The organism is Polaromonas sp. YR568 (assembly GCF_943371715.1).
In the GTDB taxonomy this organism is placed as follows: domain Bacteria; phylum Pseudomonadota; class Gammaproteobacteria; order Burkholderiales; family Burkholderiaceae_C; genus Polaromonas.
This window is the reverse complement of sequence record NZ_CALRVW010000014.1, coordinates 37,080-51,723: the sequence shown is the minus strand read 5'-3', so window position 1 is coordinate 51,723 and position 14,644 is coordinate 37,080. Positions and strand designations below refer to the sequence as shown.

Annotated in this window: 15 protein-coding genes; 6 read left to right on the top strand and 9 right to left on the bottom strand. The window is 65.5% G+C overall.

All coding sequences use genetic code 11. The features are described 5' to 3' along the window. The first annotated feature begins 1 nt into the window (after nt 1). Nucleotides 2-631, top strand: a complete 630-nt coding sequence (locus tag AAG813_RS11830) for an alternative oxidase (protein ID WP_341915183.1) — start codon at nt 2-4, stop codon at nt 629-631. Nucleotides 632-652: 21 nt separating this feature from the next. On the opposite strand, the gene AAG813_RS11825 is transcribed toward AAG813_RS11830, so the two are convergent. Beyond that, entirely contained in the window at nt 653-1,525 is an 873-nt protein-coding gene (locus AAG813_RS11825) for a fumarylacetoacetate hydrolase family protein (RefSeq protein ID WP_341915181.1), read from the bottom strand. 181 nt (nt 1,526-1,706) lie between these two features. Here AAG813_RS11825 and AAG813_RS11820 point away from each other — a divergent pair, with 181 nt between their 5' ends. From AAG813_RS11820 to AAG813_RS11800, 5 genes are all read left to right on the top strand, one after another. Further along, complete coding sequence (locus AAG813_RS11820) at nt 1,707-2,675, top strand: tripartite tricarboxylate transporter substrate binding protein (RefSeq protein ID WP_341915177.1); 969 nt, start codon at nt 1,707-1,709, stop codon at nt 2,673-2,675. A 38-nt stretch (nt 2,676-2,713) separates the two neighbouring features. Next, nucleotides 2,714-3,685 carry a tripartite tricarboxylate transporter substrate binding protein gene (locus AAG813_RS11815; protein ID WP_341915175.1) on the top strand — a complete coding sequence of 324 codons (972 nt, stop codon included), beginning with the start codon at nt 2,714-2,716 and terminating at the stop codon, nt 3,683-3,685. A 21-nt stretch (nt 3,686-3,706) separates the two neighbouring features. Next, the gene (locus AAG813_RS11810) at nt 3,707-4,414 is read left to right on the top strand and encodes a substrate-binding domain-containing protein (protein WP_341915171.1); all 708 of its coding nucleotides are present in this window, start codon (nt 3,707-3,709) and stop codon (nt 4,412-4,414) included. A 137-nt stretch (nt 4,415-4,551) separates the two neighbouring features. Further along, nucleotides 4,552-5,586, top strand: coding sequence for a L,D-transpeptidase family protein (locus AAG813_RS11805; protein ID WP_341915168.1), 1,035 nt, complete (start codon nt 4,552-4,554; stop codon nt 5,584-5,586). Then, entirely contained in the window at nt 5,579-6,247 is a 669-nt protein-coding gene (locus tag AAG813_RS11800; RefSeq protein ID WP_341915165.1) for a M23 family metallopeptidase, read from the top strand. The genes AAG813_RS11805 and AAG813_RS11800 overlap by 8 nt, the downstream gene beginning before the upstream one ends. Nucleotides 6,248-6,359: 112 nt before the next feature. Here the strand turns inward: AAG813_RS11800 and htpG are convergent, their stop codons facing one another. The 8 genes from htpG to AAG813_RS11760 all read right to left on the bottom strand — a co-directional run bounded on the left by htpG (nt 6,360) and on the right by AAG813_RS11760 (nt 14,519). After that, nucleotides 6,360-8,240 (bottom strand): molecular chaperone HtpG, encoded by a 1,881-nt coding sequence (gene htpG / locus AAG813_RS11795; RefSeq protein WP_341915161.1) that lies wholly within the window; start codon nt 8,238-8,240, stop codon nt 6,360-6,362. Nucleotides 8,241-8,368: 128 nt separating this feature from the next. Beyond that, nucleotides 8,369-8,674 carry a DUF4148 domain-containing protein gene (locus tag AAG813_RS11790; RefSeq protein ID WP_341915158.1) on the bottom strand — a complete coding sequence of 102 codons (306 nt, stop codon included), beginning with the start codon at nt 8,672-8,674 and terminating at the stop codon, nt 8,369-8,371. Between the two features lie 145 nt (nt 8,675-8,819). Further along, the gene (locus AAG813_RS11785; RefSeq protein ID WP_341915155.1) at nt 8,820-10,172 is read right to left on the bottom strand and encodes an ATP-binding protein; all 1,353 of its coding nucleotides are present in this window, start codon (nt 10,170-10,172) and stop codon (nt 8,820-8,822) included. Next, nucleotides 10,169-10,888: a response regulator transcription factor gene (locus AAG813_RS11780; RefSeq protein WP_341915151.1), complete on the bottom strand. Its 720-nt coding sequence runs from the start codon at nt 10,886-10,888 to the stop codon at nt 10,169-10,171. Before AAG813_RS11780 ends, AAG813_RS11785 begins: the two co-directional genes overlap by 4 nt. Continuing rightward, nucleotides 10,888-11,277, bottom strand: a complete 390-nt coding sequence (locus AAG813_RS11775; RefSeq protein ID WP_341915148.1) for a hypothetical protein — start codon at nt 11,275-11,277, stop codon at nt 10,888-10,890. The genes AAG813_RS11780 and AAG813_RS11775 overlap by 1 nt, the downstream gene beginning before the upstream one ends. Nucleotides 11,278-11,379: 102 nt before the next feature. Further along, the gene (locus AAG813_RS11770) at nt 11,380-12,708 is read right to left on the bottom strand and encodes an alpha/beta hydrolase (protein ID WP_341915146.1); all 1,329 of its coding nucleotides are present in this window, start codon (nt 12,706-12,708) and stop codon (nt 11,380-11,382) included. A 129-nt stretch (nt 12,709-12,837) separates the two neighbouring features. Beyond that, the gene (locus AAG813_RS11765) at nt 12,838-13,677 is read right to left on the bottom strand and encodes a pseudouridine synthase (RefSeq protein WP_341915144.1); all 840 of its coding nucleotides are present in this window, start codon (nt 13,675-13,677) and stop codon (nt 12,838-12,840) included. Nucleotides 13,678-13,808: 131 nt separating this feature from the next. Then, on the bottom strand, nt 13,809-14,519 hold the full coding sequence (locus AAG813_RS11760; protein WP_341915143.1) for a Crp/Fnr family transcriptional regulator: 711 nt from the start codon (nt 14,517-14,519) through the stop codon (nt 13,809-13,811). Nucleotides 14,520-14,644 lie beyond the last annotated feature (125 nt).

Here is a 14,644-nt window from a genome sequence, read left to right as displayed (position 1 = left end):
CATGACCCCTCCCCACTACACACCGCGAACCTTTGGCGACCGCTTTGCCTACGCCTTTGTCCGCTTCCTGCGCTTTTTTGCCGACCTGTTTTTTGCCAAGCGTTACGGCCACCGCGCGATCGTTCTGGAAACCGTTGCCTCGGTTCCGGGCATGGTGGGCGCCACGCTGACGCATCTGCGCTGCCTGCGCCGCATCGAGGATGACAAGGGCTGGATACGCACGCTGATGGACGAGGCCGAGAACGAGCGCATGCATCTGATGACCTTCATCAAAATCGCGCAGCCCAATGCATTCGAGCGCGCACTGGTCATTCTTGTGCAGGGTTTTTTCTACAACGCCTATTTCCTGCTCTACCTGATCGCCCCGGGTGTGGCGCACCGGGTGGTCGGTTACTTCGAGGAAGAGGCCTATACCAGCTACACCAACTACCTCGCGCTCATCGACTCGGGTGTTCACGCCAACGTGGCCGCCCCGCAGATCGCCAAGGACTACTGGAAGCTGCCCGCCGATGCCACCTTGCGCGATGTGGTGCTGGCCGTGCGGGAAGACGAGGCGGGCCACCGCGACGTGAACCACGGTTTTGCCAATGAACTGCATGGCGGCGGCGCGCAACACCACCCCGCCGGTTGAGAACGGCGCTCCGGGCGCCTGTCAGACCACCGGGTTTTCCAGGCTGCCGATGCCGTCGATCTCGACCCGCACCACGTCACCGGCCTGCAGGTACTTCGGCGGCTTGAAGCCAATGCCGACACCGACCGGTGTGCCGGTGGCGATCACGTCACCGGGATAGAGCGTGATGCCGGCCGAGAGCGTTTCAATCAGTTTGGGAATGTCAAAAATCAGGTCCACCGTCGAGGCGTTCTGGCGCTCCTCGCCATTGACATAGCAGCGCACCGTGGTTTTGGTGCCGTCCAGTTCGTCGGCACTCACCAGCCACGGCCCCATGGGACAGAAGGTGTCGAATGACTTGCCCATGTGCCATTGCTGGTGACGGCTTTGCCAGTCGCGCGCCGTGATGTCGTTGACGATGGTGTAGCCCCAGACATGGGCCATGGCGTCTTTCGCGGCAATGCCCTTGCCGCCGCGTCCGATGATGACGGCCAGTTCGGCTTCGTAATCGATCGCCGTGGAGACCGCCGGCATCTCGATGGCGGCGCCGGGACCCACCACAGACTCGGGCACCTTGGTGAAGATGATGGGGTCCGCAGGAATGTCGCCGCCCGATTTGGCGCTGCTGTCAAAGCCGCTGCCGGCAAACTCTTTCGCGTGCGCAAAGTAGTTTTTCCCGACGCAGAAAATGTTGCGGCGCGGCCTGGGCAACGGGGCGATGATCTGCACTTCACTGAGGGCCAGGGCCGGCAGCAGGGCCGGCAATGCGTCGCCGCGCACCTGCATCTCGATCAGCGGCAACGCCCCCAGGTCGCGTAACGCTTCGGGCAGATCGAAGGGCTGGACCTGCTGGAGATCGGCAGACACCAGGCCCACACCGGAGCGGCCATGGAGGCGGTAGGCAACAATTTTCATGGCGCTGTCTCTCTTTGTTTTTGCCCGGCAGGAAAGCGCCGGGGCGGTGGTGGAAGCAGGAGCCTGGAGACAGACTCCTAGGGATTGCGATAACCCCAAAATTTCAGGCGGATGTTAGCATGCAAACCATAAAAATGTGCGGGTTTTTCGGCCCGCCGCCGACCAACCTCAGGAGACAAACATGAAACGCAGATCCGTATTGCTGGGTGCCTTGCTCATTTCGGCCGCCACCTGGGTGGCCGCGCAAAACGCGTGGCCTGTGCGCCCCATCACGATGATCGTGCCCTTCCCTCCCGGCGGCCTCGCCGACCTCGTCGCACGCCCTGTGGCCGAAGCCATGTCGCGCGATCTGGGTCAACCGGTGGTGATTGAAAACAAGGCCGGCGCCGGCGGCGGCATCGGCATGGGCATGGCCGCCAAAGCCAAGCCCGATGGTTACACCGTGCTCCTGGCCCTGTCCTCGCTGACCGTCATTCCCGAGGCAGACACCCTGCGCGGACGCCCGCCGATGTTTGCGCTGAACGACCTGCGCCCGATCGCCCGCTTCACTGCAGATCCGACCGTGCTCGCGGTGCGCGCCGAATCACCCTGGAAAACCGTGAAGGATTTTGTCGAGGATGCCAGGAAGCGTCCGGGCGCGATCAACTACGGTTCATCGGGCAACTACGGCACCATGCATGTGCCCATGGAAATCCTCTCGCAGAACGCGGGCGTGAAAATGACGCACATCCCCTTCACCGGCGCAGGCCCCGCGGTGGTGGCCCTGCTCGGCGGGCAAATTGACGCGGTGTCCTCCGGGCCCGCCACCGTGCTGCAGCACGTCAAGGCCGGCAAGCTGCGGGTGCTCGCGCATTGGGGCAATGGCAAGCTCGCTGCCCTGCCGGAGGCGCCCAGCCTGAAAGACGCGGGTTACAACGCCGAATACGCGCAGTGGTCCGGCCTGTTCATTCCCAAAGACACCCCTGAACCGATAGCCCAGCGCCTGCGCGCCGCCGCCAACGCGGCCGCGCAGGACGGCAAGGTCAAGGAAGTCATCCTCAACGCCGGCAGCCCCGTTCTTTTCCAGGACGCTGCCGACTTCGAGAACTACGTGCAGGCCGACGCCAAACGCATGGCCGAGGTCGTCAAGCGCATCGGCAAGCTGGATTAGGGCCTGCTTCCAACGTCAGGTCTTCACCGGAGAACCTCATGGGCTTCAGAAAAACACTTCTTCTTGCGCTGGGCCTCGTCGCGACAGCCCTGACCACCAGCGCTGCCGCTCAGGCTTACCCCGGCAAGCCGGTGAAAATCATCGTGCCCTTCGCCGCGGGCGGCCCGGCCGACAACTACGCCCGCTTCATCGCGCAGCGCCTGCAGGATTCGCTGGGCCAGTCCTTTGTGGTCGACAACCGGCCCGGCGCCGGCTCCATCATTGGCACCGACATCGTGGCCAAGGCGGCGCCCGATGGCTACACGTTGCTGATGATGTCCAACACCCACACGGTCAACGAAACGCTGATTCCGGCCAAGCCCTTCCAGCTCATGCGCGACTTTGTGGCGGTGGCGCCGGTCAACTATTCGGACCTGGTGCTGGTCGCCAACCCGGCGCTGCCGGCCTCGTCCCTGAAGGACCTGGTCCAGCAGGCCAAGGCCAGGCCCGGCAAGTTCAATTACGCGTCCTCCGGTCCCGGCACGCCTTATCACATGGCCGGCGAACTGTTCAAGAGCATGGCCGGCGTCTACCTCGTCCATATTCCCTACCGCGGCAGTTCCGGCGCGCGCACCGACGTGATCGGTGGCCAGGTCGATGTGATGTTTGATGCCGTCACCACCATGGCCGAGCAGATCAAGGCCGGCAAGGTCAAGGCCATCGCCACCACCGGCCGAACCCGTTCCGACGTGCTGCCGGATGTGCCGACCATGAACGAGGCCGGTGTGCCCGGATATGAAGCCACGATCTGGCTGGGCCTGATGGCGCCGCGCGGCACGCCCAAAGCCGTTGTCGACCGGCTCAATGAGGCCGTCTCGAAGATCGCCAGCCAGCCGGAAGTCAGACAGCTCTGGGTCAAGCAGGGGGCCGTTCCGCTGGTGATGACGCCGGAAGTGTTCGACAACTACATACGCGACGACATCACCAAATGGTCGCGCGTGATCAAGACCGCCGGCATCAAGGTCGACTGAGACAGACAGACCGGAACATCCATGACCCCACTTCATCTGCTCAGCGGCGGCGCCGCCAAAGGCCTGGTCTCCGCGTTGCAGGCCCGCTTTCTCGCACAAACCGGCCTGGCCATCGAAGGCAGATTCAATGCCGTGGGCATGATGCGGGATCAGCTGCTCGCCGGGGCACCTTGCGATGTCGTCATCCTGACCGACGCACTGATCACGCAGCTGACCGACAGCGGCCATGTGGTGCCCGGCAGTGCCCGGCCGCTGGGCGTCGTGAAAACCGGCATCGCGATGAAGGACGGCGCCGTCCCACCCCTGCTGGAAAACGAGGCCCAGCTCAGGCAGGCCCTGCTGTCGGCAAGCGCTGTTTATTTTCCTGACCCGGTCAAGGCCACAGCCGGCATCCACTTCATGAACGTGCTCAAACAGCTGGGCATTGACGTCGAACTGGGCGCTCGCCTGCGCCCCTATCCCAATGGCGCAGCGGCCATGCAGGCCCTGTCGCAGGCTGGCGAGCCCGGCGCCATCGGCTGCACCCAGGTGACTGAAATCATCTTCGCCCCGGGCGTGCAACTGGTGGCCCCCCTGCCGAAAGCGTTCGAACTGGCGACGGTCTACACCGCCGCGGTCTGCAGCCAGGCCACGCAGCCGCAAGCGGCCGCCACACTGATCGCCCTGCTTACCAGTGAAGAAGTTGCCGGGCTTCGCAGCGCCGGTGGCTTCGAACCCGCAGCGCGCTGATCCGGCGCCGTCTGGATCTAGGCGGGTGCAGTCGCAGCGCCTTCCATGACCTGACAACACGCTGTTGGCTGACAAGATCCGGCTGCCGCCGGTCCTACCATGGACTGGCCCCATACCGGGCCTACGGAATTTTCACCATGCAAACAAGCTCCCTTCTTGCCCGCCGCCATCTGCTTTGCTGGCTGGCCGCTGGCGCCGCGTTTCCCGCGGCCGCCGTCCCCCAGTCCCAACGCAAAAAGGCCGCCGCCGCTGCAGTCAGCCAGACCGGCACGGCCATGATGGCGCGCGTGAACGCCGCCACAGATATGCCCGTCCTGGGCTCGGGCGCCCGCGGCGAAGCCGTGTTGCGTGCGCAGATCCTGCTTGATCGTGCCTGGTTTTCTCCCGGCGAGATCGACGGCGCCTTCGGCACCAACATGCGCCGCATGGTGGCCGCGTTTCAGACGGCCAACGGGCTCAAATCCACCGGCCGCATCGATGGCGAAACCTGGAAAACCCTGGCGGGTCCGTCACCGGCACCGCTGCTGGCCGAATACACCATCAGCAAGGAAGACGCGGCAGGCCCCTTCACCAAAACACCTGCAGACATGATGGAGCGCGCCCTGCTCAAGTCGCTGGACTATGAAACCGTGCAGGAGGCGCTGGGCGAAAAATTCCATTGCAGCGCGAAGTGGCTGCGTGACGTCAACCGCGGCAGCCGCTTTGAGGCCGGCGACAAGATTGTTGCACCGGCTTCCGGCAACGACAGTCCGACGAGCAAGGCGGCCTCCATACGCATCGACAAGTCGGAGCGCGTGCTCTACCTGCTCGACAAGGCGGATTTGCCGGTGGCGGCCTTCCCGGTCAGCATAGGCGGCACGTCGGACCCACTGCCCCTTGGCCGCATGGAAGTCAAGAATGCCGCCAAGGACCCGGTGTTCACCTACGATCCCGCGCTGCTCAAGAACGCGAAGAAAACCAATGCCAAAACAGACATTGCCGCCGGCCCGAACAACCCGGTGGGCGTGTACTGGCTGGGGCTCAGCAAGCCTCACTGGGGCATCCACGGCACGCCCGACCCTTCACGCGTCGGCACGGCAGAAACCAATGGCTGCATCCACCTGACCAACTGGGACGTGTTGCGCCTCGCCCAGGTGGTGAAGACCGGTTTTGCGGTGGACGTCCATGCCTGATCGGCCCGCCAGGCGCTGGGGCGTCTGGGCAGGCGCGGCAGCCTTTGCTGCGGGTGTGCTCTGGGTGTTGAGCACACCGACGCCGGAACCGGCGGCAACCACGCCACCGGTGGCGGTACCGGCACCACCCTCCTCAACTCTGCCAAGGGCAACGCCGGCACCCACGCCAGCAGCGCCAACGTTACAGGCACAGGCACAGGCGCCTGCGCCTGCGTCAAAGCTGGCTGCGTTGCAGTTGCCGGTGCAGGGCGTGCTGGCGCAGGACCTGCGCGATACCTTTGCCGACGGCCGGGACAACAACCAGCGCGGCCATGAAGCCATCGACATCCACGCGCCGCGCGGCACGCCCGTGTTGGCGGTGGACGACGGGCCGATTGCCAAGCTGTTTGTGAGCAAGCCCGGCGGGATCACGATTTACCAGTTCGATGCCACCGGGCAGCTGGCCTACTACTATGCGCACCTGGACGCCTACGCGGTAGGTTTGAAGGAAGGCCAGGCCATCCGCCGCGGCAGCGTGATCGGTTATGTCGGCTCCAGCGGCAATGCCAATCCCGATGCGCCCCACCTGCACTTCGCCATCTTCCAGCTGGGTCCGGAAAAACAGTGGTGGAAGGGCACCCCCCTCAATCCGTTCGCCGCCCTGGGTGGAAAACCGCCCTGAGGTCTTCAGGCGCCTTCAGCGCATCGGCGAGGTTCAGACACCTTGTGGAGACACTCCAATAAAAATGGCCCCGAGGGGCCATTTTTATTCCTGTCGCCGGGACCGATGACACTCACACCAGCAAGGCGTTCACCCGTTTGACGTAGGCGGAAGGATCATCCGGCATGCCGCCTTCGGCCAGCAAGGCCTGGTCGAACAGGATGTGGGCCAGGTCGTCGAAGTGCTCGCTGCCCTCGAGTTTTTTGACCAGCGGGTGCTGGGCATTGATTTCCAGAATCGGCTTGACCTCGGGCGCGGCCTGGCCGGCCTGCTTGAGCATGCGCGCCAGCTGCGTCGACATGTCGCCCTCCTGCACCACCAGGCAGGCCGGAGAGTCAACCAGGCGCGTGGTGGCGCGCACGTCGGAGGCCTTGTCCTTCAAGGTTTCCTTGAGTTTGTCGAGCATGGGCTTGAACTGGGCCTGCGCTTCCTCGGCGGCTTTTTTCTCGTCCTCGTCCTGCAGTTTGCCGAGATCCACCGCGCCCTTGGCGACCGACTGCAGGGGTGTGCCGTCGAACTCGTGCAGGTAGTTCAGAGCCCACTCGTCGACACGGTCGGTCATGAGCAGCACCTCGATGCCCTTCTTGCGGAAGATCTCGAGCTGCGGGCTGTTCTTGCCGGCGGCCTGGGTGTCGGCCGTGATGTAGTAAATCGCGTCCTGGCCTTCCTTCATGCGCGCCTTGTAGTCGGCAAACCCGACGGTGACGGTGTCGGTGGTCGAACTCGCAAAACGCAGCAGCTTGGCCAGGCGCTCGCGGTTGGCAAAGTCTTCGCCCAAGCCTTCCTTGAGCACCGCACCGAACTCGGCGTAAAAAGTGGCGAACTTTTCCGGCTCGTTGGCGGCCAGGTCCTCGATCATGGACAACACGCGTTTGGTGCAGCCCTCACGAATGGCCTTGACGGCGCGGCTTTCCTGCAGCAGCTCGCGCGAGACGTTGAGCGGCAGGTCAGCCGAATCGACCACACCCTTGACGAAACGCAGGTAGACCGGCAGCAGCGCCTGGGCGTCGTCCATGATGAAGACGCGCTTGACGTAGAGCTTGACGCCGGCGGCCTTGTCGCGGTTGAACAGGTCCATCGGCGCCTTGGCCGGGATGTAGAGCAGCTGCGTGTATTCGGTCGCGCCTTCGACGCGGTTGTGGGTGGTCGCCAGCGGCGCCTGGCTGTCGTAGCTGATCTGTTTGTAGAACTCGTCGTACTGCTCTTGCGTGATGTCCTTCTTGGCGCGCGTCCACAGGGCCGCGGCCTGGTTCACGGTTTCCCACTCGTCGCTGGTCACCATTTCGCCGGGCTGGCCGTTCTCGCCCTCTTTCCACGCCTCTTTCTTCATCAGGATGGGCAGGGAGATGTGGTCGGAGTACTTGCTGATGATGCTTTTGAGTTTCCAGGTGTTGAGGTACTCGCTGGCATCGTCCTTCAGATGCAGGATCACGCTGGTGCCGCGTTCCTTGCGCTCAATCGTCTCGACCTCGAAGTCACCGGTGCCGGCGCTGCTCCAGCGCACGCCTTCTGCGGTCGGCAGGCCGGCGCGACGGCTCTCGACGGTGATCTTGTCGGCAACGATGAAGCCCGAGTAGAAACCCACGCCGAACTGGCCGATCAGCTGCGCGTCGTTTTTCTGGTCGCCCGAGAGTTTGGCCATGAAGTCGCGTGTGCCGCTCTTGGCAATCGTGCCCAGGTGCTCAACCGCTTCGATCTGCGACAGGCCGATACCGTTGTCGGTGATGGTGATGGTTTTGGCCGCCTTGTCGAAGCTCACGCGCACATCGAGGTCGGGGGCGTCTTCGTAGAGTTCCGGATGGTTCAGGCCTTCAAAACGCAGCTTGTCGCAGGCATCCGAGGCGTTGGAAACCAGCTCACGAAGGAAAATGTCGGGGTTGGAATACAGCGAATGCGTGACCAGCTTCAGCAGCTGCGCGACTTCGGCCTGGAAGGAAAGGGTTTGCTTGCTCATGGATGGGTTCTTGAAAATCAGGGGGGATAAAACAAACGCCCCTGGAGTTAGGGGCGTCGTCGCATAATTTCAAGACCTGATTATCGCGGGTCCGGGATGCGCCCCGAGGCCCGCGACCGGAAGCCGGCTCAGCCTTCCAGGCCGGTCAGCTCGCCGCTGCGGATCTTGCCCAGACGCAGGGCCTGGGCGGCTTCACCGCGCACGATGGCGCTGGGGACGGCCGATTGCACGGTGGCCGCCACCCGCGAGCCGGCAGGTTCCTGGCTGTGGGTTTTGACCTTGGTGACAGCTTCGGCCAAAACTTCGGCCCGGCTGCGGCTGCTGTCGCTGTGCAGCGCGAACTGCGAGCTCAGGTCCGGCGTTTCCGCGCGCACACCGGTGGAAGCGATGGCGGCAAAAGTGGCAAGGGCAACAAAGGCGTAAGACTTGTTCATGATGCGTATCTTTCAGTGAAGGGTTGAGAACCGGGTTATCGGTTGTGTCGGCCTTTTCAGGGGCCTGCTGCAACCGTGGTTTCACTGTAGGTCGCGCCAATTAGGCGGTCATGAGCGAAGTCTTAGCTGACAATGAGCCCGCACCTCAGGCGGTTTCGACACGCGCCACCAGCCCGCTGCCGCCCTCGCGGTTGCGCAGGCTGATGCGCAGACCGCAACGCTGCGCCGCCGCCTGCGCGATGGACAGCCCCAGCCCGTTGCCCTGCACCTCGCTGCCCGGCACGCGGTAGAAGCGGTCAAACACGCGGCCCAGCAGATCGGGCGCAATGCCCGGCCCGCTGTCTTCCACCTCAATCACCAGGCGGCCCTGCGCGCTTTCGGCGCGCACATCCACCACGCTGCCCTGCGGGGCGTAACGCAAGGCGTTCTCGATCAGGTTGTCCACCACGCTGCGCAGGTCGCTCATGGGGCAAGGCAGCATGGCATCCTCCAGGCGCGAGGCGTCCAGGCCCAGATCGATGTTGCGCTGGTCGGCCAGCGTGATGAGCTGGTTGATGCTCTCGTGCAGCACCTCCCGCACGTTGACCGGCAGGGGCGCGGCTTCAGCGACCGTGCATTCCTGCCGGGACAGCTTGAGCAACTGGTCCACCAGACGCTGAGCCCGCTGCACGCCCGCCTCGAGTTGCGCAAAACGCTGCGCCGGTGCGCCGGTGCACAGGTCACCGCGCAGGTTTTCGAGTTGCAGGCCGATCGCCGCCAGCGGCGTGCGCAGCTCGTGCGCGGCGTCCTGCACAAAACGCCGCTGCGTGGCAAAGGCGCTGCGCAGACGCGTCAACAGGCTGTTGAAGGACACCACCAGCGGCGCAATTTCACGCGGCACGCGGTCGAGCGGCAGCTCGGCGATGTTGTGCTCGTCCTGCGCCGCGGCCTGGCGCGCAATGTCGCCAACGGCCCGCGACACCATGGCCACCACGCCCCAGAGGATGAGGAAGGACAGCGGCAGCAGGATGATCACCGGCGCGATGGCGGTGCCAGCCTGGCTGACGGCCAGGTGCCGGCGAAACTCGCCGCTTTGCAGCACCTGCACACTGCGCGAACCCTGGGCCGGACCCAGGCGCTTGGTGTAGACACGCCAGCGCTCCCCGCCTTCCCGCACGTCCTGGAAGCCCGGTGTCTCGCGCAGCGCCAGGCGAAGGTCGGGCCAGGAACTGAAGCGCTGGTGGCCCTGGGCATCAAACGCCTGGACCACGTAACTGCCGAGCTTGTGCACACGCTCGCGCGTGAGCGCAGGCAGCGCAACAACCTGCTCCTGCGCCCCCATGGACTCGGCCAGCAACTCCATCTGGTTGTCCATGAAGGCGCTGGCCATGCGCTGGTAGCTCCAGTAGGCGAAACCCGCCGAGGCCGCGCCCACCAGCAGAAAAACCGGCAGCAGCCACACCAGCAGCGCGCGGCGCAGTGAACACAGGCGGCCTGACGGAAACACGTGGAACATCATGCACTGTCTCCTGCGGCGGGTGCGGGTGCGGAAGCGCCGTTGGGCAGGGCGGCCGGGGCGGTGGCGGTGATGCGCCAGCCGAGGCCGCGCACATTGCGGATCACCTCCGCACCGAGCTTCTTGCGCATGCCGTGGATCAGCACGTCCACCGCATTGCTCATGACTTCCTCGCCCCAGCCGTAGATGCGGTTTTCGAGCTGCTCGCGCGAGAGGATGGCGCCCGGCCTTTCCAGCAGCGCATGCAGCAGCGCGTATTCGCGCGCGGACAGCGCCGAGGCTTCGCCGTTGACCAGCACCTCGCGCGTGGTCAGGTCCAGCTGCACCACGGCGTTGCCGATGATCGAATGCGCGCTGCCGTCACGGCGCCGGATGACCGCACGCATGCGCGCCAGCAGCTCGCGAAATTCATAGGGCTTGACGAGGTAGTCGTCAGCCCCCAGGTCCAGACCGGCGATGCGGTCGTCCAGGCCGTCGCGGGCCGTGAGCACCAGCACCGGCGTGGCATCCCCGCGCACACGGGCCTGGCGCAACACCTCGACACCGTCGCGCTTGGGCAGGCCCAGGTCCAGCAGCATGCAGGCGTAAGCACCATCGGCCAGCGCGCTTTGCGCCAGCAGGCCGTCGCGCACCCAGTCCACCGACCAGCCGTTGCTCTCCAGCGCCTGTTGCAGGCTGCGGCCAATCATGTCGTCGTCTTCCACCAACAGGACACGCATCATGCCTCCCCGTGCCGCGGCGACAGGCCTTCCCAGCGTGCCTGCTGCCTGGCAGCCTGTAGCAACAGGACACCGGCGCACAGCAAGGCGGCCATGCCTGCCAGGTTCAAATAGAAAGCCGTGGTCGCGCTGAAGCCGGGTGCGGCCAGCGCAATGCCGACAAAACCGGCCTGGCTGAGCAGGCCCGCCGCCACGACGGCCGGCCGGAGGGCCCGCACCAGCACGGCGCCCAGCAGCGCAGCGGCCAGCAAGCCGATCAGGAACTGGTGGTGCAGCAGCAACGGCAGCGCAGCGCCGTCCGCTGGCGGCAGGGCCAGCAACACACACACGGCGCTCACACCGGCGGCGAGCAGGATGACGCGGGCAGCACGTTCGGCGAAGGTGTCCATGGCGGGCAGGGTGTGGTGGAAACAAACTGTATCTTCGCCGGACTGAATTAGCCTTGAATTAGCGGCGGGTGCCGATGCCAAGTCGAATGGCGAGTTGCATGCTCACTCCAGCCAGCGCCTGAGCTGCTGGTAGACCGGCGGGCTGTGTATCAGGGCGATGTGGCCGGTCCCGGTCGCCACCCACTGCCGGTCCACCGGGAAAGCCAGGCAGCGCGCGACTTCGGCATGTTGGCCCAGCGCGCTGGCCAGGGGCACCAGGCCGTCGCCGAGGGCATCATCGAACTTGCGTCCGGCCGTTGCCGCCGCCGGGGCACCGCCCAGCGTGGCGGCCACCGCAAAACAGGCCACACCGGCCGGCAGCGGCAAAGGCTGCCGCGTGTCCGACCCACCGGCAAAACGGTCGGCGCCCTGCCAGTCGGCCGGCAGCACGTTGCCGTGGCGCAGGTCGGTGATGCCCGCACTGCGGATCTGGCCGATTTTGGCAAACGGCCGGGTCAGCGGGTTGCTGCCAAGCACAGTGTCCACCCAGCTCCCGACTTTTTCCAGCGGCGCGCCATGGTGCGGGGTGCCCAGAAACACCAGGTGCCGCAGCCGCCCTGGCCAGTGCATGCCCTGGGCCGCCGCGCTGTGGCAGGCACTGCGCGCCACCAGGCCGCCCATGCTGTGGGTCAGCAGACTCAAGGTTTCGACCTCCTGCGGCCAGGCCTGCAACAGCTGCTCGAGCAAGGCGGCGAACTGCCCGCCATTGACCGAGGTGTGCAGGCCGGTGTTGTAGTGCAGGTACACCGGGGTGTAGCCGAGCTCGTGCGCGAGCGCCTCCCCGTAGTCCCGGGCGTGGCCCGGCAGCGCATCGGCCGGGCTGTCAGCGCGCCATTGCAGGTCGTTCATGCACAGCCCGTGCACCAGCAGCAGGATCTTGCCTGTCGCGTGCGGCAGTCGCTGCGCCAGGGCGGCTTGTTCCATGGGCAGGGACTGGCCGTCATGGCGCAGGCTCATGCGGATGGCCAGCGGGTTGGCGGTGTCCAGCAGCTGGTCGCCGAGCACGCCATTGAGCGCCGCCAGCAGGGCTTCGCGCTGCGGTGACGAGGCTTGCGGCCCCGCCCGGGGCGCCACGCGCGACAACAGGGCATCGACGCCGCCGCCGGCCAGGCGGGTCACGCCCTTGACGCTGCCGTAAACCAGGCCGGTGATGCCTCTCTGGCGCACACCGGAGGCGCCCGCCGTGCGATCCACAAACTTCTGCCCGGCCGCGCCAAACGGTGCGGCAACCGCCTTGTAGACATTGCCCTGTACCCTCTCGACCAGCTCGGTGATGCCCAGCGTGCCCTGGGTGGCGAGTTGGGCAAGGCCCCGAATGTCAGACAGGTGCAGGTGGCGGCGCCAGTCCGCCAGGGGGGCCCGCGCGGGGCGGCGCGACGATGGGGTGGTCATGCGGCCATTGTCGCGGTCGCCGGTGGCGGCGTCCACCCGCATCGTTTTCGGGTGATTTACTGAATGAAAACGGGCTTTAGCCCAAGAGGGACGGTCACAAGCAGCTCCTGAAACAGGAGCAATCCAGAATTAAAACCGTTCGTGGGGCGCCAGGTAGCGCCACTGGCCGACCGGCAGGTGGCCGAGGTTGACCATGCCGATGCGCACACGCTTGAGGCCGGTGACAAACAGGCCAACCTGCTCGCACATGCGGCGGATCTGGCGCTTCTTGCCTTCTTTCAGCACGAAACGCAGCTGCTCCGGGTTCTGCCATTCGACGCGTGCCGGCTTCAGGGGCTCGCCGTCCAGGCTCAGGCCATGGCACAACAAGGCGAGTTTTTCCGGTGGGAACACGGCCTGCACATTGACGGCTTCGGCGCCGTAGCTGACGCGCACCAGGTACTCTTTTTCGATCTCCGAGTCCTCGCCGATCAGCTGCCGCGCGACGCGGCCGTCCTGCGTGAGCACCAGCAGGCCGATCGAGTCGATGTCGAGCCGACCCGCCGGCGCCAGGCCGCGCAGCTGCTCGTGGCCCCAGCGCATGCGGCTGTTGCACTCGCGCCAGCGGTTTTGCGGCTGCACCAGCACCACCGCCGGTTCGTGCCCGTCTTCGGCCTGGCCGCTGACGTAACCGACCGGCTTGTTGATCAGGATGGTGACCTGCTGGCGCTGGTACTGCTCGGCCTCGCGCGCCACCTCGATGCGCGCATTGGCCGCCACCGGCTGGCCCATGACCGCCGGCTGGCCGTCCACGCGGACCCAGCCGCGCGCAATCCAGTCGTCGGCCTCGCGGCGCGAACACATGCCGAGCTCGGCCATGCGTTTGTTCAGACGGACCGTCGGCGCCGGCGCGCCCGGGGCGACCACCGCCTTGGGAATGCGCACCGCCGCGCCGGGGACAGGGGGTTTGGGGGAAGTGGGTTCAGCCATGAAGCACCCATTTTAGGGCGGTATCGCCCGGGCCGGCGCCGCCGGCCAGTCAGCACGACTTGCAGCGAGGCACTTTTTTGCTATGTATTTGATAGCCAATTGCGCAAGCAGTACAAGGGCCAGAGCCGTATTTACTGGCCAATGCTGTTGCGCAGCGCTTCCAGATCCAGCACACGCAAACCGCCGTATTCAATGCGGATCGTGCCCTGCGCCTGCAGGTTGGACAGCGCCTCGTTCACACGCTGGCGCGACAGGCCCACGAGGTAGGCCATTTCCTGCTGGGTGATGCGCAGGATTTCGCCGACACCCGGGTACAGCACCGGGTTGAACAGCGCCGCCAGGCTGCGGGCCACACGCAGATCGGGGTTGGCCATGCGGTCGATCTCGCGCGCGGCAATGAACTGCCCCAGGCGTTCGTTGAGCTGGTTCATCACGAAGCGGTTGAAACCGATCGAGTGGTCCAGCAGCCAGTGGAAGGTATCGACCGGCAGGCCCGCCACCACGCTTTTGCGCAGCGCCTGGATGTTGTAGCGGTAAGGCTCACGCTTGAGCGCCGTGCCCTCGCCGAACCATCCGCCCGGCGGCACGCCGGTGAAGGTCATGGTCGCGCCTTGCGCGTTGTCACTGCTCATCTTGAGCAGGCCTTCGACCACACCGAACCAGTAAGTCACCGGCCGGCCGACACGGCAGACATAGTCGCCGGCTGCGGCGTCGCCCACCTGCAGCTGCGCCACCGCGCGGGCGCGTTCCTCCGGCAGCAACTGCCACAGCCAGGGAATGCCTTGCTGCTCTTCAGGAGTAGGCGTCCTGCGGCGCTGGTGGAGGGTCAGGTCAGTGGACACGGGTCACAAGGATCGGGTGAAGGAGCCTCCTCGGGAAACTCCGGGGAGGGCACACCCTTGAATTGTCGCTGGATAGACATTTCATTGTCAATCCGCCCCCTAGCATCTGGCCACTTCGATTTCAA

Bases quoted from the DNA above. Each gene is read 5' to 3' on its own strand.
- AAG813_RS11830 (WP_341915183.1), top strand. From the start codon at position 2: ATGACCCCTCCCCACTACACACCGCGAACCTTTGGCGACCGCTTTGCC.
- AAG813_RS11825 (WP_341915181.1), bottom strand. From the start codon at position 1,525: ATGAAAATTGTTGCCTACCGCCTCCATGGCCGCTCCGGTGTGGGCCTG.
- AAG813_RS11820 (WP_341915177.1), top strand. From the start codon at position 1,707: ATGAAACGCAGATCCGTATTGCTGGGTGCCTTGCTCATTTCGGCCGCC.
- AAG813_RS11815 (WP_341915175.1), top strand. From the start codon at position 2,714: ATGGGCTTCAGAAAAACACTTCTTCTTGCGCTGGGCCTCGTCGCGACA.
- AAG813_RS11810 (WP_341915171.1), top strand. From the start codon at position 3,707: ATGACCCCACTTCATCTGCTCAGCGGCGGCGCCGCCAAAGGCCTGGTC.
- AAG813_RS11805 (WP_341915168.1), top strand. From the start codon at position 4,552: ATGCAAACAAGCTCCCTTCTTGCCCGCCGCCATCTGCTTTGCTGGCTG.
- AAG813_RS11800 (WP_341915165.1), top strand. From the start codon at position 5,579: ATGCCTGATCGGCCCGCCAGGCGCTGGGGCGTCTGGGCAGGCGCGGCA.
- htpG (WP_341915161.1), bottom strand. From the start codon at position 8,240: ATGAGCAAGCAAACCCTTTCCTTCCAGGCCGAAGTCGCGCAGCTGCTG.
- AAG813_RS11790 (WP_341915158.1), bottom strand. From the start codon at position 8,674: ATGAACAAGTCTTACGCCTTTGTTGCCCTTGCCACTTTTGCCGCCATC.
- AAG813_RS11785 (WP_341915155.1), bottom strand. From the start codon at position 10,172: ATGATGTTCCACGTGTTTCCGTCAGGCCGCCTGTGTTCACTGCGCCGC.
- AAG813_RS11780 (WP_341915151.1), bottom strand. From the start codon at position 10,888: ATGCGTGTCCTGTTGGTGGAAGACGACGACATGATTGGCCGCAGCCTG.
- AAG813_RS11775 (WP_341915148.1), bottom strand. From the start codon at position 11,277: ATGGACACCTTCGCCGAACGTGCTGCCCGCGTCATCCTGCTCGCCGCC.
- AAG813_RS11770 (WP_341915146.1), bottom strand. From the start codon at position 12,708: ATGACCACCCCATCGTCGCGCCGCCCCGCGCGGGCCCCCCTGGCGGAC.
- AAG813_RS11765 (WP_341915144.1), bottom strand. From the start codon at position 13,677: ATGGCTGAACCCACTTCCCCCAAACCCCCTGTCCCCGGCGCGGCGGTG.